Origin of the sequence: Paenibacillus sp. FSL L8-0436, from assembly GCF_038593025.1 — a bacterium.
Classification (GTDB): Bacteria; Bacillota; Bacilli; order Paenibacillales; family Paenibacillaceae; genus Paenibacillus_AQ.
The window spans coordinates 2,871,283-2,898,181 of sequence record NZ_CP151955.1; the positions used below are offsets into that span (position 1 = coordinate 2,871,283).

Below are 26,899 nucleotides of genomic sequence, written 5' to 3' on the forward strand. Positions count from 1 at the left end.
AAGGAGATGGACTTTATTATGGAGAGCTATAGATCAGCAGATCAGGAACTGGACCGTTTGCGTTACCCTATAGGAAGGTTCGAAGCGGCAGAATGCCGGACAGGCGAAGCACGGAATCAGTCGGTTCAAGATATCCGCCAGCTGGCGGATATCTTAAGCAAAGCGGTAGAGCCGCTGACACTGGAGCAGTTGAACACACCCTACCGGCCAGGCGGCTGGAGCGTACGGCAAGTGGTGCATCATCTGGCAGATACGAATATGTATGCCTATCTGCGTTTTAAGCGGGGATTGACTGAGGATGCCCCCGAGATACCTTCGTACCGGCAGGACTTATGGGCGGAACAAAGCGATTACCTGGAGGAGCCCATTGAATCTTCTCTTCAGCTGCTGAAGCACCTCAACGGGAGATTTGCGCTTTTGCTGGATGCGATGAACGAAGCGGACTATAATCGAACCTTTGTAAGCCTGGGACTCGGGACAATGACGCTGGATACGGCAGTCCAAAGATATGTATGGCATAACCGTCATCATACCGCTCAAATCAGCTCATTGGTACTTCGAAGTGGCTGGTAATCGCCCCTAATAAAAAAGAGCAAGTGGTCAGGGAAAACTTCCCGCCGCCTGCTCTTTAATTTTGTCCGGCCGCGGATGTCTTAGTCCCGGCTGGCTTGAACGATTTTATCGGCAATTTGCCGAGGATTCGTGTGAACGGTTGTCATATGATCACCGGTAAACTTCTTAAGTTCAAGCTTCTGAAATGCCGGACCTGCCGGCTCAGGAATAACCTTCCGGTATAGGGATTGTGCCTGCTCAGATGTGGCTGTATTGACGAAGACGTCGCGGAACAAACCGACAATGAGAAGGATACCTGAAGGCGGGCAAAAGATGTGCCGGCAGGTGCAGAAAATGGGGAAAAATATGCAGGTAGATTCTGTTTCGCATTCGTTTATAATTAGTACAAATAGGCTAGCGAATACAAGGAGGTTTAGGAATGCCTTTACCACGGGGAGCAGATGCCCGGTCCAAAAAGAAGCTTAGTCTGACTTGGCTGCTTATTGCCCTGGTAACACTCGTGTTTCTGCTCACAACAACGATTGTACTCATCGGTTCATATGAATCTAAGAAAAAATCACTGATGGAAACAACACTTAATCTGAATCTGTCCAATGCCGAGAGAATGAGCAAGACCGTAGATTCACTTTTTCGTTCCATGCGCAGCAGTCTGCTGTATAGCGCAGATCAGATTTCCAAGCATGAGACAGCAGAGCCGGGAGCTATTGACCGCTATTTAGAGCTAATGCGCAACAGCAGCAACTATTTTAATTCGATAATTCTGATAAACGCTGACGGCGTGGTTCTTAACAATTCACCTGCATCGCTGGGGATCGTCGGGCAACCCATAGTATCTCCTCCAGTCAAGGAAGCGCTGCGGTTAAAAAACTCATATTTATCCGCACCGTACACCACCACCTCAACGGGAAGAATGCTTTTCTTTATGAGCGAGCCGCTGTACAGCGAAGACAAGGGATATCTTGGAGTGCTCGGAGGCACCGTCTATCTGCAGGACTTCAATATCCTCAATATGATTTTCGGAAATAATAACATAGATGATACCGGCTCTTATTACTACATCGTCAGCTCTGAAGGGCATGTGCTGTTCCATCCCGATAAAGAGCGGATGAATGAAGATGTTAGCGCTAATAAGGTGGTACAGGAGCTGATGAAAGGTGAAAGCGGGCAAATGGAGGCGCTAAACGTAAAAGGGCAGTCCATGCTAGCCGGCTTTTCCGCCGTTCCGGCGAATGGCTGGGGAATTGTCGTCGTATCACCTGTAGATTTCATTCAGGAACAATTAATGGCCTATATGCGCAAGATTCTTACTTATACGATTATTCCTTTTGTAATATTGCTGATTTTTGTTTTTCTGCTGGCCCACCAGTTGGCCAAGCCATTCGTGTTTCTAGCTGACCTGGTGAACAGGATCGGCAAAGACAATATGAAGGTGCCTGAACTGAAACCTCATTGGAACCGGGAAGCGGATCTGCTGACCCAAGCAGTTGTTATAGCCTGGAAAGATATCCAGAAGCAGAATGATCAACTGGCCCAGGAGGCGATGACCGATCTGCTGACAGGGCTTGTGAACCGCAGATCACTGGAAATCAGTATGAATCAGTGGATCGCCGCGCGAATGCCTTTTTCCCTGATCGTCCTGGATGTGGACAAGTTCAAATTTGTGAATGATACGTATGGCCATTTGACTGGAGATGAGGTGCTTCGCCAGGTAGCCGGAATTATCAGCGCCAATGTCCGTCCAGGAGAGGTATGCTGCCGTTTCGGCGGAGAAGAGTTTGTAGTGCTGCTTCCAAGGACAAAGGCTGAAGATGCTTATATCGTCGCCGAAAGAATCCGCAAGACATTAGAGAAAAGCGACGTTCCTCTGGCTATGCGGGTAACTTCCTCACAGGGCATTGCCCATTATCCCACACACGGCGTCTCGCTGGAAGAGCTGCTTGGACAGGCGGACCGGGCGTTATATGCAGCCAAGAATAGAGGCAGAAACCGGACTATTATCGCCGGTGAATAAGGTCGCAGCATCTTTGCGGAAATTTAATAAGCTGTATCCATGGGGTAATTTTATTCCTGGACTTGGAGTGAGAAATTCGTCACCTGGGCCTGGGCGGATACATATCCTACTGCAGAACGAATAAAAAACGGTCAGCAGAAGGGAAGGATTGCAAAGTGACGTCATACATGGATTACAAGTCTCCCAATACACAGTTTACTTTTGATGTAAACAGCAATACAACGTTTAAGAAGGATGCCAACAACTATATCAATACCTTGTCGATAAAGGAATTGAACACCCTGGATAACACGTCTCTGCTCGATATTTTCCTCAGCAAATCCAATGTCGTCGAACCGCATTATCATCAAAATGCTGCTGAGCTGATCTATTGCATCTCCGGTGCGGCAGTGGTTTCCATAATCAATCCCTTTACGAATGAGCTGCTGCATTTTCCGATCTGCCCCGGTCAAGTAGCGAATGTGCCGCAGGGGTGGTGGCATTATGAGGTCGCAACGATAGATTGCACCCATCTGCTGGCTATCTTTAATGCACCTGTCCCGGAAGTGATTCTGGGTTCGGACATTCTGAGTCTCACACCGGCGAATGTACTTGCCCATACTTACTGTCTTAACGAAGCTAAAGTGAAGGATGCACTGGCTCCGCTTCAACCGGGTACCTTTATCGGACCGCCCGCGGACTGCTGTGAACCATCAAAGATGGCTGGTGAAAATATCGCAGCCCCCAATATGGCTCCTCACATGCCTATGCATGTTCCGCATGCCCCGCAAGTGCACTCCTTCGGGTACCAGCCATACGTCAATCCCGGCTATTATGGCCAGCCTTATGTTCAGCAGTATCACCAGCAGCCTTATGCCCAGGCCTATCCGGTTTATCAGAATGTGGTGAACCCTCCGGAGAATCTGTAAACTTATCTCACGTCCATCACCAACTACAGCCTCAGCGCTATCCTGAACCCGTCGAATTGACGGGTTTATTTATTTTGACTCTATATTCATGGTATCGTAGAGAGGGAATTATAGGCTTGTAAATTTTAACGATAAATGGAGATTATGCAAAATGAGATATGATGTCTTAATTGTCGACGACGAGGCCGTGCTGGCGGAAACTACCTGTGAGTATCTAAATATGTTTGAGGTTCGGACCGCTTATGTAACCAGTGCGGCAGAATGTGAGCGGTTTGTGCAGGAGCATGAACCGTCACTTATTCTCCTGGATATTAACCTGGGTGAAAGCTCGGGTTTTGATCTGTGCAAAAAACTAAGAGGGACACTGCAGATCCCGATTCTATTTATAAGTGCCCGTTCCAGCGACGATGATATTCTGATTGCGCTTAATATTGGCGGAGACGATTACATCCATAAGCCCTATACACTCAGTGTGCTGCTGGCAAAAGTAAAGGCTGTGCTGAAGCGGTACGGTAACAAGGATCAAGCGGAACAGCTGGTGTTTGGCCAGGTGCGGATTGATACCCAGCTCTCCCGTGTTCTCGTAAACGGAGAGGAGATCCGCTTCAAAACCATGGAGTACAAGCTGCTCTGTTATTTGGCACAGCATAAGAACCGGGTGGTGCCGAAGGAAGAACTATTCGCCAAAGTATGGGAGGATTCGTTCACCGGTGATGGAACGCTGAATGTGCATATCCGCCACCTGCGTGAAAAGATCGAATACGATCCCAACAGTCCGCAGTATATTAAGACCGTGTGGGGAAAGGGCTATGTGCTGGAGGATAGTCCCCGATGAGGTCCAGGGGAGTACTCCTGACAATGCTCGCTGTTTTTATTGCAGGAGTTGTTTTTTCGCTGTCCATAATCCCGGAAGGCATTGACATGAGGCTGGATATGGTTATGGCCAACGATGTGCTGAAGACTGTTGAGAAGAACTGGGAGCGGATTGAGCAAGTAGATTACAGCGGTATCACGCAGCAATTCGCCGTTTTGGATCAAGAGGGACTATTGCGCTACCAAACGGCGGACGGAATGTTCACGGGGCTGAATGATGCTATCCGCAACAGGGATGCAATCCTTGATGTAACGGTGCAGGGTGTGACGGCAGGCAAGCTTATTATCCGGGAGGACTACAGTGCAAGGCTCCAGCAGAATAAGCAGCAGCTGGTGACGGTTATCACAGTCAGTTTTTGCATGATGCTGGTATTGGGCGGGCTTTATGTTTTTTATTTGCAGCATGCCTTTATCTCACCATTCAAGAAGCTGCAGGGTTTCGCACGGAATGTGGCCCGGGGGAATCTGGAACTCCCGCTCAGTATGAACAAAAATAATCCGTTCGGCGTTTTCACCGAAAGCTTTGACATTATGCGTGAACAGCTCGCTGCGGCCAGGAAAAGCGAATATGAAGCCAACCGCAGCAAAAAGGAGCTGGTAGCCAGCCTCAGTCATGATATAAAAACACCCGTTGCTTCGATTAAGGCGGTCAGCGAACTGATGCTGCTTCGCGCAATGGACGCAAAGGACATCAGACAATTGAACATGATTAATGCCAAAGCCGAGCAGATAGATCTTATGGTAACGGATATGTTTCATGCGACGCTGGAGGAGCTGCAGGAATTAAAGGTTAAAGGAACTGAGGAATACAGCAGTATCCTGGATGATATCCTGCAAAATGCCGACCTGGATAACCGGATATTTCACGACCCGATCCCGGAGTGCATGATTTATGCGGATGCGCTGCGGCTGCAGCAGGTTTTTGACAACATTCTTAGCAACTCCTATAAATATGCAAATACAGCGGTAACCGTTGTTACTTACCTAACCTCCGGTTATTTACAAATCGATATTATGGATTACGGCAAAGGTGTAGACCCGGATGAGCTGCCGCTGTTGTTCAACAAATTCTACCGGGGACAAAATATAACCGGTCAGGCCGGAGCGGGACTCGGGCTTTATATTTCCAAATACCTGATGCAGGGCATGCAAGGCGAGATTGAATGCAGCAATCGTGAAGGCGGCTTTACGGTAAGCCTGCGATTAAAGCTGGTGTAAACGAATTAAGGAATGGTTAAGGTTCCGGCAAAGAAGGATTAAGAATTGATTGTGTATGATAGATCTGCAAGCTACTAATGAACAAAGGATGATCCATTCATGCAGAATACAATTCTCAGAACCGAAAAATTATGTAAAAGCTTCTCTTCCGGCGGAGTACAGCAGCATGTGCTGAAAAATTTGGATATCAGCCTGATGGAAGGGGATTTCACGATTATCATGGGCAGTTCGGGTTCGGGCAAATCGACGCTGCTGTATGCCCTGTCCGGTATGGACAGACCGTCGCTCGGTGAAGTTCATTTCGCGAACGCCAACATTGCCAAGCTGAGCAATGACCAGCTTGCCATATTCCGCAGGAACCATTGCGGATTTGTTTTCCAGCAAATCTATCTGCTCGACAACATGAGTGTGCTAGATAATATGCTTGCAAGCGGACTGCTGGTGAGCCGGAATAAGCGGGAGCTGGCCGCTAAAGCGAAGCAGCTGCTTAGCCAGGTGGGTCTGGAGGAGCCCACATGGGGCAAGTTTCCTTCACAGCTCTCCGGCGGTGAAGCCCAGCGGGCTGGAATTGTGCGTGCGCTGATCAATGATCCCAAGATCGTATTCGCGGACGAGCCTACGGGAGCGCTGAATTCCGCATCAAGCACCAATGTGCTCGATATCATGACCCGGATCAACCGGCGCGGACAAAGCATTGTCATGGTGACCCATGATTTCAAAACGGCTTTGCGCGGGAACCGGATCCTGTACCTGCGCGACGGGATGATTTGCGGTGATCTTCGGCTGGATGCTTATGACGAAGGGCAGCATCAGGAAAGGCATGACAAGCTGGATGCCTTTCTTGCTGAAATGGGGTGGTAAGATGAACGTTCTCAACCTCTCCTGGGCCAATATCAAAAAAAGAAAAGGAGCAGCCTTTTCCCTGTTCATCCTGATCTTGACGGCTTCATTACTGCTTAATATCGGCATTACAATTGTCTCCTCAATGGGAAGGTTCTATGAGAAGAAGGCCGATGAGCTGCATGATGCGCATGCAGTGATTACGATGTCAGCCTCTCATTTTAAGCCCTCCACTGAGGATTATATTAAAGCCTATGAAGGGGTAAAGGAACAGGAAACGGAACGGATTATCCTCATCCCCAAGGCTGCTTTCCGCTATGACAAAAGCACCGATAATGATTTCAGTCTGCGTATCGCACTTCTGAATGCGGATAACAACCGCAACATCGCACCGCTTAAGCTGGTCGAGTCCTTGCCGGCAAAGGATGAAGCTGGTATTTACGCCCCTTATTCTTTGAAATCCAGCGGAGGCTATCATTTGGGTGACTCGTTCAGTTTTACCTATCAGAATGTGACTTACAGCTACAAGATCACCGGATTTTTCGAGTCTACCCTGATGGGTAAGCCAAATCTGGCCATGATGAAATTTTATTTGCCGGACACCACCTATCGTGAGCTTCAACACAAGCTGGGAGCTGAGGCAGAGGGGATCCTCCAGTCGGCAGTGTTCAAGGACAGCAGACAGTCTGCATCATTCTTAAGTGATTACAGCACCGAGTTTCCCCAGCTTAACGACTCGAACGATATCAATTACTGGAGCGGTGATATCGGACAGGCCGAAAGCTCGACACTCACAATCAATATTGTCGCGATGATTCTGATTGTTTTTGCAGCCATTATTGTGGTGGTATCGCTGATTGTCATCAAGTTCCGCATTGCAGACAGCATCGAAGAAGGAATGGTGAACATCGGTGTACTCAAGGCACTGGGATATACGAGCCGCCAGATTTCATCCTCTTTTGCTCTGCAATTTACGCTGACCGGTCTTGCCGGGAGCCTTGCCGGTGTAGCACTTTCCTACGCTGCGGTTCAAGCGTTCGGAGGCATCATCGCCACTCTGACGGGTCTGCGTTGGCCTGGCGGAACCCCATTAGGCAACTCGTTGCTCAGTATTGCTATCCTTATGGTGCTTGTGTGGGCAGTGGCGATGGGTTCAGCCTGGCGTATACGCAGACTGCAGCCGGTCGCGGCGCTGCGGGGCGGGATTCTGACGCATAATTTCAAGCGCAATCACCTTCCACTGCATAAGGCCAAGGGAGGCCTGCAATTTCTGCTGGCCTGCAAAACAATGCTTGCCAATAGCCGGCAGAACCTGTTAATTGGCTGTATTATAACGGCGATTACGTTTGCTTCTGTCTTTTCGGCTGTGTTCTACTATAATATTGCTGAGGATAAAACGGCCTTCTTTCAAATGACCGGTGCCGAAACACCCAATGTGGGCATTCAAGTTCAGCAGGGGCAGGACAGTGAACGGCTGCTGAAGGAGATTAAAGCGATGAACGGCGTCGAAAAAGCGGTCTTTCAGGATTACCTCACGGTAACGATCAACGGTCGTCAGGTGTCGTCTGATTTCTCCGATGATTATGAGCAGATGGACAATAACACAGTGGTGAAAGGCCGCCATCCGAAATATGATAACGAAATTGTGATTACCAGTACTTTGTCCAGGCTGCTGGGGAAAAGTATCGGTGATACGATAAATGTTGATTTGGGCAAAGTGTCCGAACCGTTTCTGATCACCGGCCTGAGCCAATCCTTAAGCACAGATGCATCTCTGGCGCTTGAAGGTGTGCAGCGGCTGATGCCGGGCCAACAGGCAATGTCTATTAACGTCTATCTGGATGGCACTACCTCTCCGGAGTTTATTGAAGCTGTGAAATCACAATATCCGGATAGGCTTCAGTCTGTAACCAATGCCGAAAAATCCATTGAAGATTCGATGAAAGTATATATATCAGCCATTTTCACCCTTATGGTTGTGATTTTGGCAATTACTGTACTTACTGTTAGCTTAATTCTCTACCTGGTAATTCAGACAGGCATCCTGAAACGGAAGCGGGAACTGGGCATAATGCGTGCCTTAGGTTATACGACATTCCAATTGAGATCGCAGATAGCTATGAGCTTTCTCCCTGTAGTAACGGTGGGCGTACTCGTCGGTACCTGCCTTGGCGGTCTTTATACCAATTCCTTGCTCGAAATGCTGCTGTCCAGTGCAGGAATCGCACAGGTGAACTTTAAGATACAGGCCCCGATGATCATAGGACTGGGCATAGGCCTTGTCTTGTTCTCTTACCTCATATCCATGCTGGTCTCCCGCCGGATCAAACGGATTACGGCTTATGAATTGATCACAGAGTAGACAGTTTCTTTATGCTTAAACAACAACAGCCACCCGGGTATGATTTCCCGGGTGGCTGTTGTTGTATTAGGACTAAGAGAGGCGGACAAGTACCCGGCCTCTGGTATTCGATTTAAGGATGTCTTCCAATGCGGCGGGCAGCTCACTCAAGGCGATCTCCCGGTCCACCAGCTCCTCCAGCACCGCAGGCTTCAAATCACTTGCCATACGCTGCCAAATCTTCAGCCGCTTCTCCATAGGGCAAGAGACGGAATCAATACCAAGCAGGCTTACGCCGCGCAGGATAAAAGGCATCACGGTCGTCGGGACTGCCGTTCCTGCAGTTAAGCCGCTTGCGGCAACGGCGCCGCCGTAGGCGATCTTGCTGAGTACCGCCGCTAGCGGGCCGCCGCCTACGGAATCAACGGCAGCCTGCCACAGCTGCTTGTCAAGCGGCTTGCCTGTACCATCGCCGACGTCTCCGCGGGAGATGACCTCGGCTGCACCCAGGGTCTGCAGATAACCGGCTTCTTCCGTTCTGCCGGTGCTGGCTGTGACCGCGTAGCCTTTGTGGGCCAGCATCGCTACGGCTGTTCCGCCGACACCGCCAGTTGCGCCGGTTACCAGCAGCTTGCCTTTGTCAGGCGCTGCTCCGTTATCCTCCAGCGCTTGAATCGACAAGGCAGCCGTTAAACCGGCAGTGCCGTAGATCATCGCTTCGCGCAGGGAAAGACCTTCCGGCAGCGGAAGGACCCATTCGGCAGGAATCCGGGCATACTCACTGAAGCCGCCGAAATGGGATACGCCGATGCCATAGCTGGTGGCAATGACGGATTGTCCTTCCTGGAACCGGCTGTCTGCTGAAGATACAACGATTCCGGACAGATCAATGCCCGGGATGAAGGGATAATTGCGGAGAATGTTTCCATTCGGAATGCTGGCTAAGCCGTCCTTATAGTTCACGCTGGAGTAGGATACCTTGATCAGCACCTCACCGGCAGGCAATTCCCCAAGTGTCACCGGTTGTACAGCTACCTTAAACGTGTCTGTTTTGTCCACAACCAAAGCTTGAAATGTTTCAGGCATGAGTTTTCGCTCCTGTTCTTCTACGTTCTGTTATAGGTAAGTCAGTTATATAATATTTATTCTGACCGGTCAACGGCTATGATTCCGTGACCTTGCAGACCATCGCAGAACATGCCGAAGTCAGTAAAGGGGTTGTGCATTACTATTTCGAGAATAAGGAGGCTGTGCTGGTTGAACTGCTGGCATGGCTGACAGGTAAAATATCGGCGAAAGAACAGACGGCGGTGCAGGAGCAGCATACGGCAACGGGCAAGCTTGCCGCCTATATTGATTCGGCGTTTGCCGGTCCCGCCCAAAACCGTTCATTTTACCGGGTGTACCTCGATTTCCTGGCCCGGGCGAGCCGGATTCCCGTGTACCGGGAAATCAACCAGCGCTTCTATGACAGCTGTGCAGCCATCAGCACCGAAGTGCTGAACCTGGGCCAGCAGGAAGGGATATTCTCCAGGGAGCTGACCCCGGACAAGACCTCGCCGGTGATCCGTGCAATAATCGATGGTTGTCTGATCCAGTGGCTGATGAACGATGACGATCACCTTCATGCCACTTTCAAAGAATCCTACATTGTGAACGTGGGACCAACAGTTTCACGGGAAAGTTTTCTTTTGTACATTCTGTGAACTGTAGTATATTGGTCATAGAACGCTTTGAGAAGGAGGCTTACTCTATGTCCATTGCGACAACGATGATTATCCGTCTGGAAATCCGTAAATCGGTTGCATCTTTTGGTGATGTTGCTTCAGCGCTTGCTTCAGCAGGCGGGGATATTGTGGCCATTGATGTCATCCGTGCAGGCAAGGATGTGACGACAAGAGATATTACCGTAAACGTCCAGGATGCGGGCAATAAGGAGATTATTACGATACTGTCGAACATGCCGGGGATTAAGGTTATCAATGTATCTGACCGGACGTTTCTGGCCCACCTTGGCGGGAAGATTGAGATCACGCCCAAAATGCCGATCAAAAACCGGGAGGATCTGTCACTGGTGTATACACCTGGTGTTGCCCGCGTCTGCATGGCGATTGCCGAGGATCCAGGTAAAGCCTATTCACTGACGATGAAAAGAAATACGGTTGCCGTCGTTACCGACGGAACTGCGGTACTCGGCCTCGGTGATATCGGACCGCAGGCGGCGATGCCGGTCATGGAGGGCAAGGCGATGCTCTTTAAACAACTGGCAGATATCGATGCGTTTCCCTTATGCCTGGACACCAAGGATCCGGAGGAAATCATCGCGATTGTGAAAGCGGTTTCCGCTGGTTTCGGCGGCATCAATTTGGAGGACATCAGCTCACCCCGCTGCTTCGAAATTGAACGGCGCCTCTCCGCCGAGCTGGATATCCCCGTGTTTCATGACGATCAGCATGGCACGGCAGTTGTTGCTTTGGCAGGACTGTTAAATGCCTTGAAAGTGGTGGACAAGCAAATCGCTTCCTGCAGAATTGTCGTGGTCGGCATCGGAGCAGCCGGCGTCTCCATCTGCCGCCTGTTGCTGGCAGCGGGAGCCCGCAGCATATATGCCGTTGACCGGGAGGGGATTCTCAGCAGAGAGCAAGCTTACGGGAATGCCGAATGGCGCTGGCTGGCGGATAATACCAATCCTGAGGGTTTAACCGGCGGATTGACGGAGGCGCTCCAGGGGGCGGATGTGTTTATCGGTGTATCCAGCGGTGGCATTCTGAACGTCAGCCACCTGCAGAGCATGGCCAAGGACAACATCGTCTTTGCCATGGCCAATCCCAATCCGGAGATCGAGCCTGAACTGGCAGAACCGTATGCCCGTGTACTGGCGACCGGAAGAAGCGATTATCCGAACCAGATCAACAATGTGCTCTGTTTTCCGGGAATTTTCCGCGGAGCGCTGGATTGCAGGGCAAGAGAGGTGAATCTGGAGATGAAGCTGGCTGCAGCACAGGCCATTGCTTCGGTTGTACAGGAGGATGAGCGGAATGAGCAATATATCATTCCGAGTATTTTTAATGAGAAAGTGGTGGAGCAGGTACGGCTGGCAGTAATCAAGGCAGCTATCACCACCCGTACGGCGCGCCGTATTCCTCCGGATATTTCGGACTGAGGTCACCAAAGAGCAAGCGAAAAACCTGCGGCCACAACGGTCTCGCGGGTTATTTGCTTTGCGTCCGCTTCAATATTTGCCGCCGGGGAGTGAAATGTGCCGCTGTATCTTTTATCTTCAAGTGAAAAATTATACAATTATAAATAATCATTACATGTTCAGGAGGAGCCATGTTCAGCAGGATACATATTATGGGGGCTTCCGGATCCGGCACAACCACGCTCGGTCAGGCGCTGGCAGAGAAGCTGCCGCATGTGCATCTGGATAGCGACGACTATTTCTGGGAGCACAAATTCACGAAGCAGAGTGACAAGACGCAGAGGCTGGCTGCAATCAAGCGGGACTTGGATTATGCCGGACCATGGATACTTTCCGGAGCTGTCTGTGGCTGGGGAGATGAACTTCGCGCTTATTTTGACCTGGTAATCTTTCTGTGGATTCCACCGGAGCTCCGGCTGGAGCGCTTAAAGGCAAGAGAATATGAGCGTTATGGGAAGGAAAGTCTGCCGGGCGGGAGCAAATTTACAGATGTGCAGGTTTTTTTGGAATGGGCCGCTTTATATGATACGGCAGGTGTGGAGGTCAGAAGCAGAACACTGCATGAGGAATGGATGTCTGAGCTGGGCTGTCCGGTACTGCGGTTAACAGGGGAAATGTCGGTAGATGAACGTGTGGAGGCTGTGCTGAGCTATCTGTCCAGTCAATGATAAAGGAGAGAAAGAGCGTGGTAAGAAGGAGCGGTTTGAACTGCGGGTTAAGGGATGACGGTTTGTAGGATCAAGGTGTGATGTGAAAGTCAAAAGTTGAATATAATCATAGGGAGTGTATAAGATGTACAACCGGGGGATTGCTTGTTGTCTTAGTGTAGTTCTGGCTGCTGTGGTGTTTGCCGGCTGCGGTGTCGACCAGAAACAGAAGGATGTGTATGGCAACAACAAGGTGATCGTGCAGAGCGGAGACAGCCTTACTTACAAGGATCGTGTAGGTGAAGTAACTGCACAGGATGCCGAGCTTACGTTTACCGGCTTCTATGGATCGGATACTTTGTGGAGCATTGAGGCAGCGGAGGAAGGTAAGCTTGGCATTGAGTTTGAGCAGGATATCACCAAAGGAAAGTTTAAAGTCGTATTCATAACTCCTGAAGAGGAAACGGTAGTCATTGCCGAAGGCAGCGCTGAAGGTTCGGTGGAACTGCCGCTTATCAAAGGAAACAGCCGGATTAAAATTGTCGGAAACAAAGGCAAGGGCAATGCGAACCTTCATCTGACAGCTGGAAAAGGAATTGAAGTCGATACCGTCGATTCAGGCGGGTGGTAGACGGTGAAATTCGGATTGGTCAGACATTTCAAAGTAGATGCTCCGCCGCTGCAGGGCTGGGTAAACGGCCGTCAGTTCAATGAATGGGTGAGATTGTATGATGAAGCGGATATCCGGACCGAAGAGTGGAAGCAGCCTGCAGAACTGTGGGATCATTGCCTGTGCAGCGATCTGCCCAGAGCGGTGGATACTGCCCGCAGCATCTACTCAGGTAGCATTACATTCACGGAGCAGCTGAGAGAAATTGAAGTGGCTGCGGTTAGCGTATCGGGTCCCAGGCTGCCGGTACCCTGGTGGCTGGCTCTCGGACGTCTGTCCTGGATATTCGGTCACCGCTCCCAGCCAGAGAGCAGGCGGACAACCAGTCAGCGCGTGAAAGCGGCTGTCGATCTTCTGGAGTCAGTACCGCAGCGCTCTGGTGTGCTGATCGTCACACACGGCGCTTTTATGAAGCAGCTGGAGCGGGAACTGCGGCGCAGATCCTATCAAGGGAAGCGGATGGGACATCCGCGAAATGGGCAGCTTTATACATATGAGAAGGTAGAAAACTAAATGAAAGCGGGATGCACAACATGGTCACCATTAAGGAAATTGAAGCGGATGCTCTTGAGGCATTAAATGAGCTGTACAGTGAATTGATAAGCCATCGAACAGATCAAGTGAAGCTGGCGGAAGCTTTTAACAGGATAAAGGCAGATAGCCGGTACATCTTGCTCGGCGCGTACGTGGATGGGAAGCTGCTCGGCTCCTTGATGGGGATCGAATGCCAGGATCTCGTCGGAGACTGCCGGCCGTTTATGGTGATCGAGAATGTAGTCGTATCCTCCCGCGCCAGACGCCAGGGTCTCGGCAAAAAGCTTATGACTGCCATTGAGCAAGCCGCCCACGAGAGAAACTGCTATTACATTATCCTCGTCTCCGGTGAGCAGCGTAAGGAAGCACATGTCTTCTATGAGTCTATGGGCTACCGGGATGAAAAGGTAGAAGGGTACCGCAAGCACCTAAGCTCACATTAAACATGAGGGAGGGAATGGCGTGTGGGCATTTTTTGAATTTATCTTCGATGCAATCACAGATACTCTCTGGGAAAACCGCAAGAAGCGAAAGAAGAATTAAGAATATCCCGCCAGCCTGCAGAGGCTGGTTTTTTTCGCTTAGGCATAGAAAAAACGACTCCAATATGGGGCCGTTAATCATTACGTTTGTTGATTTTTACTTTTTTGCTGACTTCATCATTAAACCTACGATGACTGATAATATTGCATAAACTATCGCCCAAATGAAAAAGGACTCATTGAAGACGGTAAAAGTTAGTGCTGTGAAAACAATAAAAGTTAATAACGGCATTACGAACCATCTTCTAATCAACATAAAACCAACAATTGAAGTGACTATAACGATTATAGGACAGATTACAAAAACCAAAAGCAACGGATTCACTCCTCAATATAAAATATTCTATAATTATATACTTTTTCCTGGAAGATGCTGTATGACAAGTATAATTATTTTTTCCATGCCATGCCGGTTCTGCTATATGTTAAACTGTCTGCAAGTGTGATGAATTTAACATTATTGGAGGGGTTGGATGGAGACGTTTTTCCGTTATAACTGGATGGTTCGCGAGCAGTGGTACAAGTGGTGTGAGGAGATACCGGAAGAGGAACTGCTGAAGCCGCGTACAGGCGGCGTTGGCGGGATATTGAAGACGCTGTTTCATATTGCTGATTGTAGAGTGGAGCTGGATCATGGTGATGGAGGGCAAGCCGGATTTTCAGGAGGATTTCGCCCGGTACAGCAGCCTGCAAAAGGTACGGGAGCTGGATGCAAAGTTTCGTCCCGAGGTGGAAGACTTTGTGCTGGCCTGGCATGAAGGTCTGGAGCGGAATGTTTTTGCAGATGAGCGCAGTGACGGCTCAGTGGTTACCGATGCCTGGGGCGAAATTATGCGCCATGTTATCGCTCATGAAATTCATCATACCGGGCAGCTCTCCGTCTGGGCCAGAGAGCTCGGGAAGCAGCCTCCTTCTGCCAATGTGATCGGCAAAGGGCTAGCGGACAGCCTGCCGGGCTTACGGAATTGAACTTTAACTCTGAAAGTCCGTCCGCTCATCGCCCCCTTCGGCCACTGGAATGACCAGGCCAACTGTCCTTGGAGGCTCTACAGCTCCGGCGGGAACCATAGATGGCGCAGGTCGACCCAGCCCTGGCTGTTGAAGCTTACACCGCGCACGGAAGGAAGGTAAGCCGTTTCGGTGGGCTTTTCGTACAAGATATGCAGCTGATGATCGCGGATCAGGCTGTCTTCGATGATCTTGAAGCCCTCGGCTCTGGCCTGGAAATGCGGCTCACGGGAAATAAGGCTTAGCCGGCCTTCGATATCGGCCCGGGTACGCGGCTCGATATGCTGCGCAAGCGTCAGATACAGGTCGAACAGCCGGAGCTGTTCATCCTGATCACGGAGCAGGGAGAAAACAATCAGGTCGGCTTGCAGGCGGATCGGACCTTTGAATTCCTCCGGGGAAACGGTCAATACTGTGCAGGCATAACCCTGGCGCTTCAGCCTTGCGGCAATGGATTCGGCATCACCGGAATATTGCGGGATCGTGGCAATTTGCAGCGCTGCCGGATGAGGCTCTGGCTGCTGTGGTCCATGCGTCTCCACATCCGCGTTCAAACAGGATACAATGTCTGCCCGAAGAAGGGGATCGCTTAGCGGTCCCTTTTTTTTCGTATTGAAGGTCACAAATTTCCGCACAGAGGACTCGGAATGAATCCGGCTCCAGGCCGAAGGGTCAGAGACAGAAGGATTCGTAACAATGTGGAAGCCGGAGCTTGTCTCCGGAGAAGAATTACTTATCCCCCACGGTACATAGAGAATTTCCACCCGGTCCAGATGGGCGCGGCCCTGAAAGTAATACGGGAATACCTCCAGTACGCAGGAATCCTCATGCATCTCCGCTACCTTGAACGGTCCGGTGCCTGCCGGTCTGCGCCCGAAGCTGCTCTCACCCTGGTTTTCCAGATCCCTTGGAACGACAGCTGCCCGGCTCGTGCACAGGAAAGGCAGGAAGAGCTCATTGGGTTTCTTGAGCAGAAATCGCACTGTGGTAGCGTTCAGGGCTTTCACTTCCTGAATCTCTTTGAAAATAGAGTTGTACAGCATCCGGTGCGACGAAGTCATCATCCGTTCGAAGGAATAGACCACATCTTCAGCAGCCAGTACCTTGCCATGATGGAAGAAGACATCCTTGCGCAGATGGAATGTCCAGCTGGTGCGGCTGTCATCTACATCCCAGGCATGGGCGAGCCCGGGAAGGATGTCGTCCCGTTCGCCGCCGCGTCCTACCAGCCCGTCGAACACATGGCTGGACACGAAGGACTCCGCCAATAAATTCATGTACAGCGGATCAAAGGTATGGAGCTGCTGGTTGACCGGCAGCCGTAAGCTGTCAATCCGTTTGTCGCTGCGGATCTCGGAGTGATGGCCGAAGTAGGACATCAGCCAGCCCTGCAGGGAATCCTGCAGCGAGGAGGAACGGGCATGTCCGCGGATGCCCTCCATGGCGCTGCGCATATCTCTGCTGCTGATCGCCTGCTTCATGGATTGCAGGGCGATAGACTCGGAATCCGTGAGAAATTTCAGGGAGGACCGGCGGCCCCGCCCCCGGCTGGGCGTCCAGACGATCCAGCCCTGCTCCGACATTTTATTGATAACATGTAATGCATTGCGGTGGGTGCAGCCCAGAGTTAATGCCAGTTCATCAAGGGTGACCATGATTTCCGCCGCCCCCCCATGATGGGAGTGCAGCTTCAGAAATTGGCTGTGCAGTTTCATTGTCGGCTGTTCCTTTCTTAAAATAGGAAATACAAACTCATTTCTTTCTCTTTTTCTTCTTATTTTATCAGCTAAAATTGGGATAAGAAAGCAATAAAATGGGGGGATTTACCATGGATCATGAAAATGAGGTTACAGCAATGCGGCCGCTTTACGCATTAATTGCTGCATTTCTGCTGGCTGACGTGCATCAGTATCTGTTCTACGGCCAGATGGCAGGCGTTTCTATACCGACTTTTGTATGCTTGCTCTATATCTTTGTGCTCTATGTTGCCAAGGATAGGTTACGTAAGAACACGTGGTTCAGCTACGTTTGGCTGGGAGCCGTATTTCTGCTCTCCTTGACGTATGCACTGTTTGCAAACTGGTTTTTCTTCGGGCTGAATTTCCTGGTGATTCCGGCGCTGATTTTCTTACATATGACCTATATGCTGAGCTATCGCCTTCCGTCCTGGAGCGGGTTAGCACTGATTGGCGCTGCGACCGAGCACTTTTTTGCACAGAGCCTGCGGCATTGGCCTACGGTGTTTAAGATTATCCAAAAAGCAGGAGGCAGGAATCTGCAAGGGGAGCGCAAGCAGGTGCTGGTCAAAGTGTTGATTGGACTGCTCATCTCCTGCCCGCTGCTGCTGATTGTAATCTCACTGCTCTCTTCAGCCGACGGTGTATTTCATGAGATACTGGCGGACGTACCGGCGCTGCTGGAGCGGATCTCATTCAGTAACGGCTTAGCCCGCATCTTATGGATCATCCTGCTCGGAATGGGACTGTTCGGTTTTGCCCAAGGGTTCGCTGATCCTAAACACTATGACTGGAGCGTGCCGCCGCTGGACGGCGAGCCGGTCCGTGAACCCTTCACCTTTTCCATTGATCCGGTAATTATCACCACAATCCTTGTGTCGATCAATACCGTGTATGTGTTGTTTGTCAGCGTGCAGTTTTCATATTTGTTTGGTGCATGGGATGGGGTTTTGCCGGAAGGCAGCACGTATGCTGACTATGCCCGGAGCGGATTTTTCGAGCTGATTCTGGTTACAGCCATCAACTTTGCGATTCTGCTCTTGTCGCTGCTGTCCGTAGGGGAAGTGAAGAAAACGCTGAAAAAGATCATTAACGTCCTGCTCTATACCTTGGTCCTGTGCTCCATGGTTATGTTGTATTCTGCCTACTCCCGTCTGGCACTGTATGAGGAAGCCTACGGCTACACCTATATCCGCTTTCTCGTGCACGCCTTTATGATCTTTCTCGGTTTGCTGCTGGTCATTGCGGCGGTGCGGATTAGCCGGGTGAACTTCCCGCTGGCCAAATGTTATATTGTGCTTGGTCTGCTTGCGTACGTGCTGATGAATTATATTGGGATGGACGGGATCATTGCCGGCAGAAATATGGAACGGTATGAAGCCAGCGGCAAGCTGGATGCTGCCTATTTGAGCGGACTATCCTGGGATGCGGTCCCGAAGCTGATTGAATTCAGCAAGAAAGAGGATGGGCTGCTGGATCAGAACCTGCGTGACAAGTGGCAGAGCAACACAATTGCTGAACAAGAATGGCCATCCTTCAATATATCCAAATACCGGGCGCAGCAGGCCCTGGAGCAATATTTCGCGGAATAGAGACTTTATTTTGAAATCGGGGACGGGTTATACTCTACTATATATTGTGGTACATTGAAGCCAGCATGAGGTCAAGGAGGAAGCACGGAATGAACACAATATTGGATCTTGAGGCTGTCCGTACACTGGCCGGGAAGAACGGGCTGGAAGAGATGTTCAGCACTGAGGTCATTGAAAGAATGGAGCTGCGTCGGTACAGCGACGGGGAAGCGGTCTGCTCGGTCGGAGACCGGCTGGAGAGCATGTTCATCCTGGTCCAAGGGAAGCTCAAAATTCACACGCTGCTCCCCAACGGAAAATCGATGCTGGTGCGGTTTGCCAGACCGATGTCCGTGATTGGGGACGTGGAGCTGCTGCGGCAGTATCCGGTTAAAAATGAGGTGGAGTCTGTCGGCGACAGCCTGCTGCTGGTGGCCGGCAGAAAGCTGCTGCTGAAAGAGATGGAAGAGAACACGGCGCTGCTGCGTTTTCTGGTCGGAGAGCTAAGCCACAAGCTGTACACGCTCGGCCAGACCTCCGCGCTGAATCTGCTCTACCCGGTGGAGAACCGGTTTGCCAGCTATCTGATGTCCATGTTCGCGGACAGCGTCGGCGGGCATCGTGTGGAGGAGCTCCGCACGGCAAGTCTTACGGAGACGGCGGATTTGCTCGGAACGAGCTACCGCCATCTGAACCGGATTGTGCGGCGGTTCATTGAGGATGGCATCATTGAACGCAGACAGGGCCGTTTGAGTGTGCTGGATGAAGCTAAGCTGGCCCGGCTTGCGAACGGGAATTTATATGAATAAACGGGATTGGAGAGAGCGGAATGGGCTGTTTTGAATCTGTCAATAAAACGGTAGTACAAGCAAATCGCTTTTCGGTGATTTGCTTAATGTACAGCTATCCTCTGATTTGACAAGGACATCATCTTCGATACGCACTCCGCCAACCCCTGAAAATATAATCCCGGCTCGATCGTCATAATGGTATGCTCTGCAAACTTATGCTCCGACTTGGAGCTGATATAAGGGGCTTCATGAATGTCCAGTCCGATGCTGTGACCGGCGCCATGGGTGAAATGGGCATTCATCCCTTCACGGATAAAGGGAGCCCGGGTGATCGAATCCAGCTCCGTGCTTTTCATTCCGGAACGGATTGCGCGAAGTCCTGCTTTTTGTGCCTCCAGCACCAGATAATAGCTATCGTCAAGTCGTGAATCTGGCTGACCTACGGCAATGGTTCGGGTGATGTCGGAAACGTAACCCTCGTAAGTTGCTCCAAAATCTAAGATCACCGTGTCGCCCCGCTCGATTTCTTTATGGCTGGCCTCACCGTGGGGATAGGAGGAGCGGATACCGGATGCCACGATGGTGGGGAAGGCCGTCTTCTCCGTTCCGCTTCATGAAGTATTCCATTTCTGTCGCCACATCGAGCTCGGTAACTCCCGGACGAATGTAGTTGAGAATATGCATAAAGGTCTTATCAGCTATACGTACGGCTTCCAGGGTACTTCGAAGCTCTTCTTCATCCTTGACCTCGCGGAATTTCTCCACCCAGCCTGTTACAGCCCACGTGTCCGCTTTGACCAAGGATTTGAACTGTCGTTACGATTGATAAAATTGCTGATCATTTCAAATACAACAAAAGCTATCTGTCGAGAATTTACAAAGAGAATACCGGGATCGGAATCTCCGAGCAAATCATTACCTTTCGATTGAAGCATGCCAAAAAGTTGCTAACGGAAACAGATTTGAGCATTGTGCAAATTGCCTCGGAGGTGGGTTACGAGGATTCAAAATATTTCATGCGTTTGTTCAAAAAATATGAGAGCATCACCCCCACCCAATACAGGAAAACATTTTTTAACAAGCATTACAATAAAAAATGAAGAGAGCCATAGTTGTGTTGTCCACTTAACCTAATACTCGGGAAGAGCTAAAGATATATGATCCGCTGGGCTATTCCTTTTTCGACTCAATCTATCCTGACCGGGCATTCCCGAAACCCTGGAGCAGCACGTCCAATAAGTTTTCCGTTCAAGACCTGCTGCCTGCTGCGGAGTGAAAACGAGCAAATATAGTTAAACAAAGTGGAAAATCCCAATTAAGTGAGCTGGTTAAAGTGCATGAGTTTGTAGTACGAGGGAAAAAGGGCTGTTTTGTACAAATCACGATAGAAGAGGCATTCGATTTTCCGAACATGACAAGCCATTTTGGTGGATATGATGTTAGAGGAATTGTAGAAATTAAGAGTGGGAACTATTACCTCAAGGGTCAGTTGTGGTTCTCAACAGGTGAAGTGTACCAGTTCTACGATCAGTTGATACGGTGTATGGCTGATTTAGACGGGATTGCAGCATTGATAAATTCTGAAGTGAACCTAAAGCTAGAAGTTAAGTTTAACAAGCGAGGGCAGGTCATCATTGAAGGTTACTTCAAGGAGTTTGCACACGAGGGCAATGAGTTAATATTTGAAATCGAAAGCGATCAAAGCTTTTTTGTGGAGACGCTCGACGGATTGAAACAAATCGTTAACCACTATGGGGATATGAAAGGAATATGTCCTAAGTAGCCATTAAACTACTATGAAAATTCATTGCGCCAAAGTGTGGAAAAAGGCAGCACTAAAGAAGACGCAACTCGTTCGTTTTTTTAAAGGGGAGAGCGCCTGAATAGCTTTTTATTGCAGCTTTATATAGATCAAGAGCCTTCTGGTTTAGTGATGGTAATGGAGTAGCCTAGTCCTTCAAGTCTGCGTAAAACATGTCGCACAATGGACTGTTCCCTTTGCTTATCGAAGTAGTCTTCCCCTAGATCAACATACATTTCTTTACGAGTTAGAAGGTAATAGGAGATTCTCAACATGGCATGAGCGACTACAATTCCTGCTCGTTTCCTTCCTTTTCGCGCTGCTGTACGCCTATACAGGGCGCCAAGGTAATTCTTAGATCCTTTTACGGAATGAGCTGCTTCGGTTAAGCCTGATCTCAAATATTTATTGCCCTTTTTGGTTTTAGCCGATTTCCTTTTGCCCGCACTTTCGTTATGGCCAGGAACAAGTCCTGCCCAGGAACACATATGAGCTGCGCTTGGAAACTGGTTTTTAATATCTGTACCGATTTCAGCCAGGATTTGTTCGGCCATTCGTGTTGATATGCCTGGAATTGAGTCTAATCGTTCAATATCTTCTTGGTAAGGATTTACTCGCCGTGCAACTTCTTGATCCAGCATATCAATTTGTTGAGTTAGAAAGTCGATGTGAGTTAGAATGGTTTTTATCATTAGGCGTTGATGGGGGCTTACGTATCCTTGGAGGGCAAGTTCGAGTTCGTCTTTTTTTCGTTTTAGTGTCCGAAGGGCCATGTTGGCCAGTTGCTCAGGATCATCTATACCTTCAGCAATCGCATAAAGCATGTTTTTAGAGGAAACTCCCATAATATCTGAGACAACGGAACCAAGCTTAATATTAGCTCCCTCTAATACTTTTTGGATTCGATTATGCTGTCTGGCACGTTCTTCGATGATACTCCGACGATAACGAACAAGCTCTCTTAACTCACGTTGATTACGGTCTGGAATGAAACTGGCTTTAATCAGTCCGTGGCGAAGGAGTTGGCAAATCCATTCTGCATCTTTAACATCGGTTTTGCGTCCAGGCACAGCTTTCATATGCTGGGCATTAACAACCAGAAATTCGATCTCCTCAGCCTCAATTAAATTTACAATAGGTTTCCAATAAACACTTGTGCTTTCCATGGCGACATGAGTACAGCTGTGCTCCTTAATCCAGTCCACTAACTTAAGAAGAAATACAGTTTTAGTTGAAAATGTTTGAATCTCCTTTCCTTCAGGTGTCATGATGCATGCAGTAATATTGTCTTTATGGACATCCATACCGCACGCCCGTTCAATAATTACATCCACGCCATTCAACCTTTCTACGGCATCATGATTGGAGACTGGTGCAACAACCAGAATAGGATTAATCTACTATGAGTGCTTCCCAGTGGGAGCAACATTCAGTGGTGCACCGTGGTCGTTGGAGTCAGACTAACGGATGGGCTCTAATCGCACCATAGTTCATCGACCTTCCTCTCCCAGCCGTACTTCCAGTATAAAATACCAAGCGAAAATTTTCATTCTCTGTGGTGCAGCGCTGATTTTGCGCTGCATGGTTGGCTAACGGGCCGGATAGTTTAAGATTATCCGCGGTGAACCGTATCACAAATAGAGGCAAGTTTTCTCGCTTATGAAATGTTAATATGAGTAGTAAGATATAAGTTTTTTGGACGCCAAAAAGGAGGAAACGTAAAATGAGCCAAAAGCATGGAATAGACATGCTCGAGGAGTTGCGTTCTGAACTAATCGGATATTGTTATCGGATGATGGGGTCCATTTTTGAAGCGGAAGATGCGGTGCAGGATACGCTGCTTCGCGCTTGGCAGAACTGGGACCAGATTAGGCAGAATTCTTCCCGTAAAGCTTGGATGTATCAGATTGCCACTAATGTTTGTTTGGATAGGTTAAGGAGTGCAAAGCGTCGGGCACTTCCGATGGATCTCTCAGAACCCGCGTCTATTATTATGGAACCAAGGGACAGCTTGCCCCGAAGTTCGTGGATCTGGCCGGCCCCCGATAACGTTGGTGACCCGGCCAATATCGTGGTTAGCAGAGAAACCATTCGATTATCTTTTGTTGCGATCCTGCAAATATTGCCGCCCCGGCAACGCGCCGTACTGATCCTGCTTGATGTCTTCCGATGGTCGGCGAATGAGGCAGCGAATGCGACGGGGATGACCACGGCAGCCGTCAACAGCGCTTTGCAACGGGCTCGCTCGACGATCGCTCGGTCGAATCTTCGGTCCGAAGAATTACAAGGGGGAGATGTTCAGGCAGATCAACAAGTGCTTGCAAGTTATATGGAAGCTTTCGAACAGTACGACATCGATGCATTGTTAGCATTATTCCACGAGAACGGTAGCTTGTCGATGCCGCCATTTAAGATGTGGGTTCGTGGCAGCTCTAATCTGTCTTCATTCTACAATACAACACGCAGCCATTGTTTGGGTTCCAGATTGCTGCCGATTCGGGCTAACGGGGATAGTCCAGCTTTTGCTCAGTATGTATCCACCGGAAGGGATGGGCTGCTGGCTCCGTGGAGCATTCATATTCTAGAGATAGAACAGGATAAGATCGCTCATATCCATTATTTCATTGACTCCGATTTATTTGTTCGATTTGGATTGCCTACAGGTTTGGACGCGAAGCAGGATTTTTCAATATAGCGATGAGTTTACGGTGGCCGGATCGTCTATACTTATGAACCACATTGAATCAAATCAAAATTTAAGGAGGAACAATCTTATGACGGTAAAACTTACCCCTTATATTACTTTGGAGGGCCGGGTAAAGGAAGCAATTCAATTTTATGAACAAGCCATCGGTGCAGAAATCCTCTCCATGGTGACTTACGGTGAAATGCCGGACATGCCTGGTACGTTCACTGACGATCTGAGTAATCTTGTAGCGCACGCCAAGTTAAAGGTCGGAGTAACGGAACTCATGTTATCGGATGCTCCAGGCGGTTCGCCTAGTGAAAACGGGAAACGGGTCACCATCTGCATTACAACGAATGAAGTAGAAGAATCAAAACGGATTTATGAAGCCTTGCGGCAAGAAGGTCAGGTCAATATGCCGTTTAAAGAAGAACCTTTCAGCCCTGGGTTTGGCGATGTAACGGACAAATTCGGCGTGACTTTTCAAATTTATACTGAAATTGAAGACTAAATTACGGATAAAGAGTTGCACAAGATGATGGTGCGACTCTTTTTTTGTAAAGCTTGGATTTGTGTCGAAACCATCCGTGTTGTGCATAGTCGATCTCTGTTAAATCTTATTGTTGGGCATCGGCCCAAGCGCCCTTTCCGCGAATGCATATGATGATTATGCCTAATCATTGAAAGGAGCGATCACATATGGGGTTTTTCCAACACCGGGGACCGGCGGAGGATTTCCGGGGTTCCCGGGCGGACCTGGCGGACCTGGCGTGCCGGGAGGACCGGGGCTTCCGGGAGGTGCACCGGGAGGCGTTCAAGCGCCGACGGCTCCTCCACCGCAATTCGTACCGCAAATGCCAGCTACCGCTTTTGCCATCGACCCCGGGGGAATCAGACGATGCCTGTTCCGTAACACATACATTTGGCTGAACAACGGCGAGCAATTCTGGTTCTTCCCGGTATTCGTCGGGCGTAATTCTATTGCAGGGTTCAGATGGACTGGTTTCTTCTGGGCGTACTTCGGCATTGATTTGAATCGGATTAGCTCGTTCACATGCTTCTAAGGCAGATAACAAAGAGAACAGCCTGCGGCTGTTCTCTTTGTTGTGCTAACGGATACGATTGTTGAACAAAGCGAGGGAAAAGAAAGAGCCATTCCACAAAAGGATGGCCCTAAAACTTGCCGTTAGAGACAGCGCGGTGAACCGTACCCTAAGTGACGCAAAATTTTGGAGTAGACATTGAACAGATTCTTATCCATAGATATATAAAGATTTATTGCTCTGGTCTACTGGAGGATGGCAGCGACGAAAAAAAGCCCCTTCAGAATAAAAGGGCTTTTTCCGCTCGAGATCTGAAATATGCTAAGCTCAAAGTTTTGTTCGTTCCGCCAGTTTCGTAATCGATTCGATGTCATGATCGGTTAAGTGATTGAGGAAGTGTGTCCGGATGGCCTTCGATACAATGGGAAGAGTCTCATTCAAGGCGGAGTGCCCGGCGGACGTAATGAGAACTTGAACACCACGCTCCGTGTCTAATGGTTTCCTTAGAACAAGGCCCCTTTTTTCCATCCGCGTCAAGTGGTGAGATAGCCGAGTCTTATCCCAGCCCATCGAGTCGGCAAGTTCTTGTTGGCGCATCTGGCCGTCCCTCGATTGGGCCAAACGATCCAAAATTCCAAAGTCCCCCTCGGACAGTCCGGTCTGATCGGACATATCTTTGACCACACGTCCAAAGATCCGCTTAAAGGAGCCCTTCCACATATTCCATATTTGCATTTCATCATCGTTCAGTTCGTTAGTCTCCATAGGCATATCATAACACGGTTGACACATCAACCACAAGATGGTAAAGTGACCCTAGGTTGACGTGTCAACCAATAAAGATAAAGGATTGGTGAAGCTCAATGGAATATGTGAGACTTGGCAGAACGGGATTGGAAGTTTCAAGGCTAAGCCTTGGAGGGATGAGCTTCGGAGTGCCGGAGCGCGGAAACACACCATGGGCACTGAATGAAGAACAAAGCAGACCGATTATTAAAAAGGCGGTTGAGTTGGGAATCAATTTCTTTAGTAGCGCGAATATGTACTCCGACGGAACAGGAGAAGAAATTCTCGGCCGTGCATTAAAGGATTTCTCCCGTCGCGATGAAGTCGTAATTGCCACGAAGGTGTTCGTTCCAATGCGCAAAGGCCCGAACGCGATGGGCCTCTCCCGCAAAGCGATCATGGCCGAAATTAATAAAAGTCTGTTACGGCTTGGGACAGACTACGTTGATTTGTACCAAATCCACCGTTGGGATTCTAATACGCCGATTGAAGAGACCATGGAAGCCCTTCACGATTTGATTAAGGCGGGCAAAGTCAGATACATTGGAGCATCCTCTATGCTGGCATGGCAATTCGCGAAAGCCCAGCATGTCGCGGAACGTAATGGCTGGACACGATTCGTCTCTATGGAAAATAGACTTAACTTACTTTATCGGGAAGAAGAAAGAGAAATGCTCCCCCTTTGCAAAGATGAGGGAGTGGGCGTCACCCCTTACCTGCCCATGGCTGCGGGGCGCTTAACCCGGGATTGGAATGAACAGACCTCAAGATCCGAGAAAGACCAGGTTGCAAAGGTTTTGTTTGCAAGAACGGAAGAGGCGGACCGCAAGGTTGCGGAAAGAGTGGCAGAGGTTGCCCGGAATCGGGGGCTTCCACGCGCACAATTGCCCTTGCTTGGGTGCTGCAAAAAGAAGAGGTCACAGCCCCGATTATCGGTTCGACCAAGATCAGCCATCTCGAGGATGCCGTTTCAGCGTTGTCGGTCAAATTGACACCTGAAGAAATTACCAGCCTAGAAGAGCTCTATGTACCGCATCCCCTTGTATAAATCGTGTAATACCTAACCATTCGTAGCGAAGAGAGTCCTAAAAAGGGACTCCTTTCGCTTTTAAGGTGTT

At 49.5% G+C, this 26,899-nt stretch carries 26 protein-coding genes and 4 pseudogenes; 23 read left to right on the top strand and 7 right to left on the bottom strand.

Going from position 1 to position 26,899, the window contains the following annotated elements; genetic code table 11:
- The first annotated feature begins 18 nt into the window (after nt 1-18).
- The 7 genes from NSS79_RS13070 (at nt 19) to NSS79_RS13100 (ending at nt 8,785) form a co-directional block, all read left to right on the top strand.
- Entirely contained in the window at nt 19-573 is a 555-nt protein-coding gene (locus NSS79_RS13070; RefSeq protein WP_342439674.1) for a YfiT family bacillithiol transferase, read from the top strand.
- A gap of 418 nt (nt 574-991) precedes the next feature.
- On the top strand, nt 992-2,584 hold the full coding sequence (locus NSS79_RS13075; protein WP_342439675.1) for a sensor domain-containing diguanylate cyclase: 1,593 nt from the start codon (nt 992-994) through the stop codon (nt 2,582-2,584).
- A gap of 155 nt (nt 2,585-2,739) precedes the next feature.
- A complete protein-coding gene (locus tag NSS79_RS13080) occupies nt 2,740-3,492 on the top strand; it encodes a cupin domain-containing protein (RefSeq protein ID WP_342439676.1) in 753 nt (250 codons plus the stop codon).
- Nucleotides 3,493-3,643: 151 nt separating this feature from the next.
- Nucleotides 3,644-4,327: a response regulator transcription factor gene (locus tag NSS79_RS13085; protein WP_342439677.1), complete on the top strand. Its 684-nt coding sequence runs from the start codon at nt 3,644-3,646 to the stop codon at nt 4,325-4,327.
- Nucleotides 4,324-5,583: a HAMP domain-containing sensor histidine kinase gene (locus NSS79_RS13090; protein WP_342439678.1), complete on the top strand. Its 1,260-nt coding sequence runs from the start codon at nt 4,324-4,326 to the stop codon at nt 5,581-5,583. The genes NSS79_RS13085 and NSS79_RS13090 overlap by 4 nt, the downstream gene beginning before the upstream one ends.
- Nucleotides 5,584-5,682: 99 nt before the next feature.
- Nucleotides 5,683-6,444 (top strand): ABC transporter ATP-binding protein, encoded by a 762-nt coding sequence (locus NSS79_RS13095; RefSeq protein WP_342439679.1) that lies wholly within the window; start codon nt 5,683-5,685, stop codon nt 6,442-6,444.
- A gap of 1 nt (nt 6,445) precedes the next feature.
- Nucleotides 6,446-8,785 (top strand): FtsX-like permease family protein, encoded by a 2,340-nt coding sequence (locus tag NSS79_RS13100; RefSeq protein WP_342439680.1) that lies wholly within the window; start codon nt 6,446-6,448, stop codon nt 8,783-8,785.
- A 72-nt stretch (nt 8,786-8,857) separates the two neighbouring features.
- Here the strand turns inward: NSS79_RS13100 and NSS79_RS13105 are convergent, their stop codons facing one another.
- Entirely contained in the window at nt 8,858-9,850 is a 993-nt protein-coding gene (locus tag NSS79_RS13105) for an acryloyl-CoA reductase (RefSeq protein ID WP_342439681.1), read from the bottom strand.
- Between the two features lie 83 nt (nt 9,851-9,933).
- Between NSS79_RS13105 and NSS79_RS13110 the strand changes: the two are divergent.
- The 7 genes and pseudogenes from NSS79_RS13110 to NSS79_RS13140 form a co-directional block, all read left to right on the top strand.
- Nucleotides 9,934-10,017: pseudogene (locus NSS79_RS13110) on the top strand (TetR/AcrR family transcriptional regulator); the annotation flags it as partial.
- Complete coding sequence (locus NSS79_RS13115; protein ID WP_342440362.1) at nt 10,015-10,470, top strand: TetR family transcriptional regulator C-terminal domain-containing protein; 456 nt, start codon at nt 10,015-10,017, stop codon at nt 10,468-10,470. The pseudogene NSS79_RS13110 and the gene NSS79_RS13115, both read left to right, overlap by 3 nt.
- 47 nt (nt 10,471-10,517) lie before the next feature.
- Nucleotides 10,518-11,927 carry an NAD-dependent malic enzyme gene (locus tag NSS79_RS13120; RefSeq protein ID WP_342439682.1) on the top strand — a complete coding sequence of 470 codons (1,410 nt, stop codon included), beginning with the start codon at nt 10,518-10,520 and terminating at the stop codon, nt 11,925-11,927.
- Between the two features lie 170 nt (nt 11,928-12,097).
- The gene (locus NSS79_RS13125; protein WP_342439683.1) at nt 12,098-12,634 is read left to right on the top strand and encodes an AAA family ATPase; all 537 of its coding nucleotides are present in this window, start codon (nt 12,098-12,100) and stop codon (nt 12,632-12,634) included.
- A gap of 124 nt (nt 12,635-12,758) precedes the next feature.
- The gene (locus tag NSS79_RS13130; RefSeq protein ID WP_342439684.1) at nt 12,759-13,244 is read left to right on the top strand and encodes a hypothetical protein; all 486 of its coding nucleotides are present in this window, start codon (nt 12,759-12,761) and stop codon (nt 13,242-13,244) included.
- 3 nt (nt 13,245-13,247) lie between these two features.
- On the top strand, nt 13,248-13,796 hold the full coding sequence (locus tag NSS79_RS13135; RefSeq protein ID WP_342439685.1) for a histidine phosphatase family protein: 549 nt from the start codon (nt 13,248-13,250) through the stop codon (nt 13,794-13,796).
- A 20-nt stretch (nt 13,797-13,816) separates the two neighbouring features.
- Nucleotides 13,817-14,260, top strand: a complete 444-nt coding sequence (locus tag NSS79_RS13140; RefSeq protein ID WP_342439686.1) for a GNAT family N-acetyltransferase — start codon at nt 13,817-13,819, stop codon at nt 14,258-14,260.
- A gap of 196 nt (nt 14,261-14,456) precedes the next feature.
- On the opposite strand, the gene NSS79_RS13145 is transcribed toward NSS79_RS13140, so the two are convergent.
- Nucleotides 14,457-14,684: a DUF2651 family protein gene (locus NSS79_RS13145; RefSeq protein ID WP_076114540.1), complete on the bottom strand. Its 228-nt coding sequence runs from the start codon at nt 14,682-14,684 to the stop codon at nt 14,457-14,459.
- Between the two features lie 148 nt (nt 14,685-14,832).
- Here NSS79_RS13145 and NSS79_RS13150 point away from each other — a divergent pair.
- Nucleotides 14,833-15,328 (top strand): annotated as a pseudogene (locus NSS79_RS13150) (DinB family protein).
- Between the two features lie 77 nt (nt 15,329-15,405).
- Here the strand turns inward: NSS79_RS13150 and NSS79_RS13155 are convergent.
- A complete protein-coding gene (locus NSS79_RS13155) occupies nt 15,406-17,082 on the bottom strand; it encodes an ABC transporter substrate-binding protein (protein ID WP_342439687.1) in 1,677 nt (558 codons plus the stop codon).
- A gap of 113 nt (nt 17,083-17,195) precedes the next feature.
- Between NSS79_RS13155 and NSS79_RS13160 the strand changes: the two genes are divergently transcribed.
- The gene (locus NSS79_RS13160; protein WP_340898917.1) at nt 17,196-18,695 is read left to right on the top strand and encodes a DUF4173 domain-containing protein; all 1,500 of its coding nucleotides are present in this window, start codon (nt 17,196-17,198) and stop codon (nt 18,693-18,695) included.
- 89 nt (nt 18,696-18,784) lie between these two features.
- The gene (locus NSS79_RS13165; RefSeq protein WP_340898914.1) at nt 18,785-19,483 is read left to right on the top strand and encodes a cyclic nucleotide-binding domain-containing protein; all 699 of its coding nucleotides are present in this window, start codon (nt 18,785-18,787) and stop codon (nt 19,481-19,483) included.
- An 83-nt stretch (nt 19,484-19,566) separates the two neighbouring features.
- Here the strand turns inward: NSS79_RS13165 and NSS79_RS13170 are convergent, their stop codons facing one another.
- Both NSS79_RS13170 and NSS79_RS13175 read right to left on the bottom strand, forming a co-directional pair.
- Nucleotides 19,567-20,043: a M24 family metallopeptidase gene (locus NSS79_RS13170; protein ID WP_342439688.1), complete on the bottom strand. Its 477-nt coding sequence runs from the start codon at nt 20,041-20,043 to the stop codon at nt 19,567-19,569.
- Nucleotides 20,006-20,266: a M24 family metallopeptidase gene (locus NSS79_RS13175; RefSeq protein WP_256718296.1), complete on the bottom strand. Its 261-nt coding sequence runs from the start codon at nt 20,264-20,266 to the stop codon at nt 20,006-20,008. The genes NSS79_RS13170 and NSS79_RS13175 overlap by 38 nt, the downstream gene beginning before the upstream one ends.
- 29 nt (nt 20,267-20,295) lie before the next feature.
- On the opposite strand from NSS79_RS13175, the gene NSS79_RS13180 reads away from it, so the two are divergent.
- Both NSS79_RS13180 and NSS79_RS13185 read left to right on the top strand, forming a co-directional pair.
- Nucleotides 20,296-20,565 (top strand): helix-turn-helix transcriptional regulator, encoded by a 270-nt coding sequence (locus NSS79_RS13180; RefSeq protein WP_256718297.1) that lies wholly within the window; start codon nt 20,296-20,298, stop codon nt 20,563-20,565.
- Nucleotides 20,566-20,798: 233 nt separating this feature from the next.
- Complete coding sequence (locus tag NSS79_RS13185; protein ID WP_076114546.1) at nt 20,799-21,248, top strand: hypothetical protein; 450 nt, start codon at nt 20,799-20,801, stop codon at nt 21,246-21,248.
- A gap of 128 nt (nt 21,249-21,376) precedes the next feature.
- On the opposite strand, the gene NSS79_RS13190 is transcribed toward NSS79_RS13185, so the two are convergent.
- Nucleotides 21,377-22,600: an IS110 family transposase gene (locus tag NSS79_RS13190; protein WP_342437010.1), complete on the bottom strand. Its 1,224-nt coding sequence runs from the start codon at nt 22,598-22,600 to the stop codon at nt 21,377-21,379.
- A gap of 386 nt (nt 22,601-22,986) precedes the next feature.
- Between NSS79_RS13190 and NSS79_RS13195 the strand changes: the two are divergent.
- The 3 genes and pseudogenes from NSS79_RS13195 to NSS79_RS13205 all read left to right on the top strand — a co-directional run.
- Nucleotides 22,987-23,961: pseudogene (locus NSS79_RS13195) on the top strand (sigma-70 family RNA polymerase sigma factor); the annotation flags it as partial.
- A 79-nt stretch (nt 23,962-24,040) separates the two neighbouring features.
- Nucleotides 24,041-24,463 (top strand): VOC family protein, encoded by a 423-nt coding sequence (locus NSS79_RS13200; RefSeq protein WP_076114664.1) that lies wholly within the window; start codon nt 24,041-24,043, stop codon nt 24,461-24,463.
- Between the two features lie 169 nt (nt 24,464-24,632).
- Nucleotides 24,633-25,016 (top strand): collagen-like protein, encoded by a 384-nt coding sequence (locus NSS79_RS13205; protein ID WP_342439689.1) that lies wholly within the window; start codon nt 24,633-24,635, stop codon nt 25,014-25,016.
- A gap of 306 nt (nt 25,017-25,322) precedes the next feature.
- Here the strand turns inward: NSS79_RS13205 and NSS79_RS13210 are convergent, their stop codons facing one another.
- Complete coding sequence (locus tag NSS79_RS13210; protein ID WP_076114639.1) at nt 25,323-25,760, bottom strand: MarR family transcriptional regulator; 438 nt, start codon at nt 25,758-25,760, stop codon at nt 25,323-25,325.
- Nucleotides 25,761-25,858: 98 nt separating this feature from the next.
- Here NSS79_RS13210 and NSS79_RS13215 point away from each other — a divergent pair.
- A pseudogene (locus tag NSS79_RS13215) lies at nt 25,859-26,829 on the top strand (aldo/keto reductase).
- Nucleotides 26,830-26,899: the final 70 nt, after the last annotated feature.

Coding starts and splice junctions, on each gene's coding strand:
- NSS79_RS13140 (WP_342439686.1), top strand. CDS start 13,817: ATGGTCACCATTAAGGAAATTGAAGCGGATGCTCTTGAGGCATTAAAT.
- NSS79_RS13125 (WP_342439683.1), top strand. CDS start 12,098: ATGTTCAGCAGGATACATATTATGGGGGCTTCCGGATCCGGCACAACC.
- NSS79_RS13075 (WP_342439675.1), top strand. CDS start 992: ATGCCTTTACCACGGGGAGCAGATGCCCGGTCCAAAAAGAAGCTTAGT.
- NSS79_RS13085 (WP_342439677.1), top strand. CDS start 3,644: ATGAGATATGATGTCTTAATTGTCGACGACGAGGCCGTGCTGGCGGAA.
- NSS79_RS13095 (WP_342439679.1), top strand. CDS start 5,683: ATGCAGAATACAATTCTCAGAACCGAAAAATTATGTAAAAGCTTCTCT.
- NSS79_RS13165 (WP_340898914.1), top strand. CDS start 18,785: ATGAACACAATATTGGATCTTGAGGCTGTCCGTACACTGGCCGGGAAG.
- NSS79_RS13100 (WP_342439680.1), top strand. CDS start 6,446: ATGAACGTTCTCAACCTCTCCTGGGCCAATATCAAAAAAAGAAAAGGA.
- NSS79_RS13155 (WP_342439687.1), bottom strand. CDS start 17,082: ATGAAACTGCACAGCCAATTTCTGAAGCTGCACTCCCATCATGGGGGG.
- NSS79_RS13210 (WP_076114639.1), bottom strand. CDS start 25,760: ATGGAGACTAACGAACTGAACGATGATGAAATGCAAATATGGAATATG.
- NSS79_RS13130 (WP_342439684.1), top strand. CDS start 12,759: ATGTACAACCGGGGGATTGCTTGTTGTCTTAGTGTAGTTCTGGCTGCT.
- NSS79_RS13120 (WP_342439682.1), top strand. CDS start 10,518: ATGTCCATTGCGACAACGATGATTATCCGTCTGGAAATCCGTAAATCG.
- NSS79_RS13105 (WP_342439681.1), bottom strand. CDS start 9,850: ATGCCTGAAACATTTCAAGCTTTGGTTGTGGACAAAACAGACACGTTT.
- NSS79_RS13070 (WP_342439674.1), top strand. CDS start 19: ATGGAGAGCTATAGATCAGCAGATCAGGAACTGGACCGTTTGCGTTAC.
- NSS79_RS13160 (WP_340898917.1), top strand. CDS start 17,196: ATGGATCATGAAAATGAGGTTACAGCAATGCGGCCGCTTTACGCATTA.
- NSS79_RS13090 (WP_342439678.1), top strand. CDS start 4,324: ATGAGGTCCAGGGGAGTACTCCTGACAATGCTCGCTGTTTTTATTGCA.
- NSS79_RS13200 (WP_076114664.1), top strand. CDS start 24,041: ATGACGGTAAAACTTACCCCTTATATTACTTTGGAGGGCCGGGTAAAG.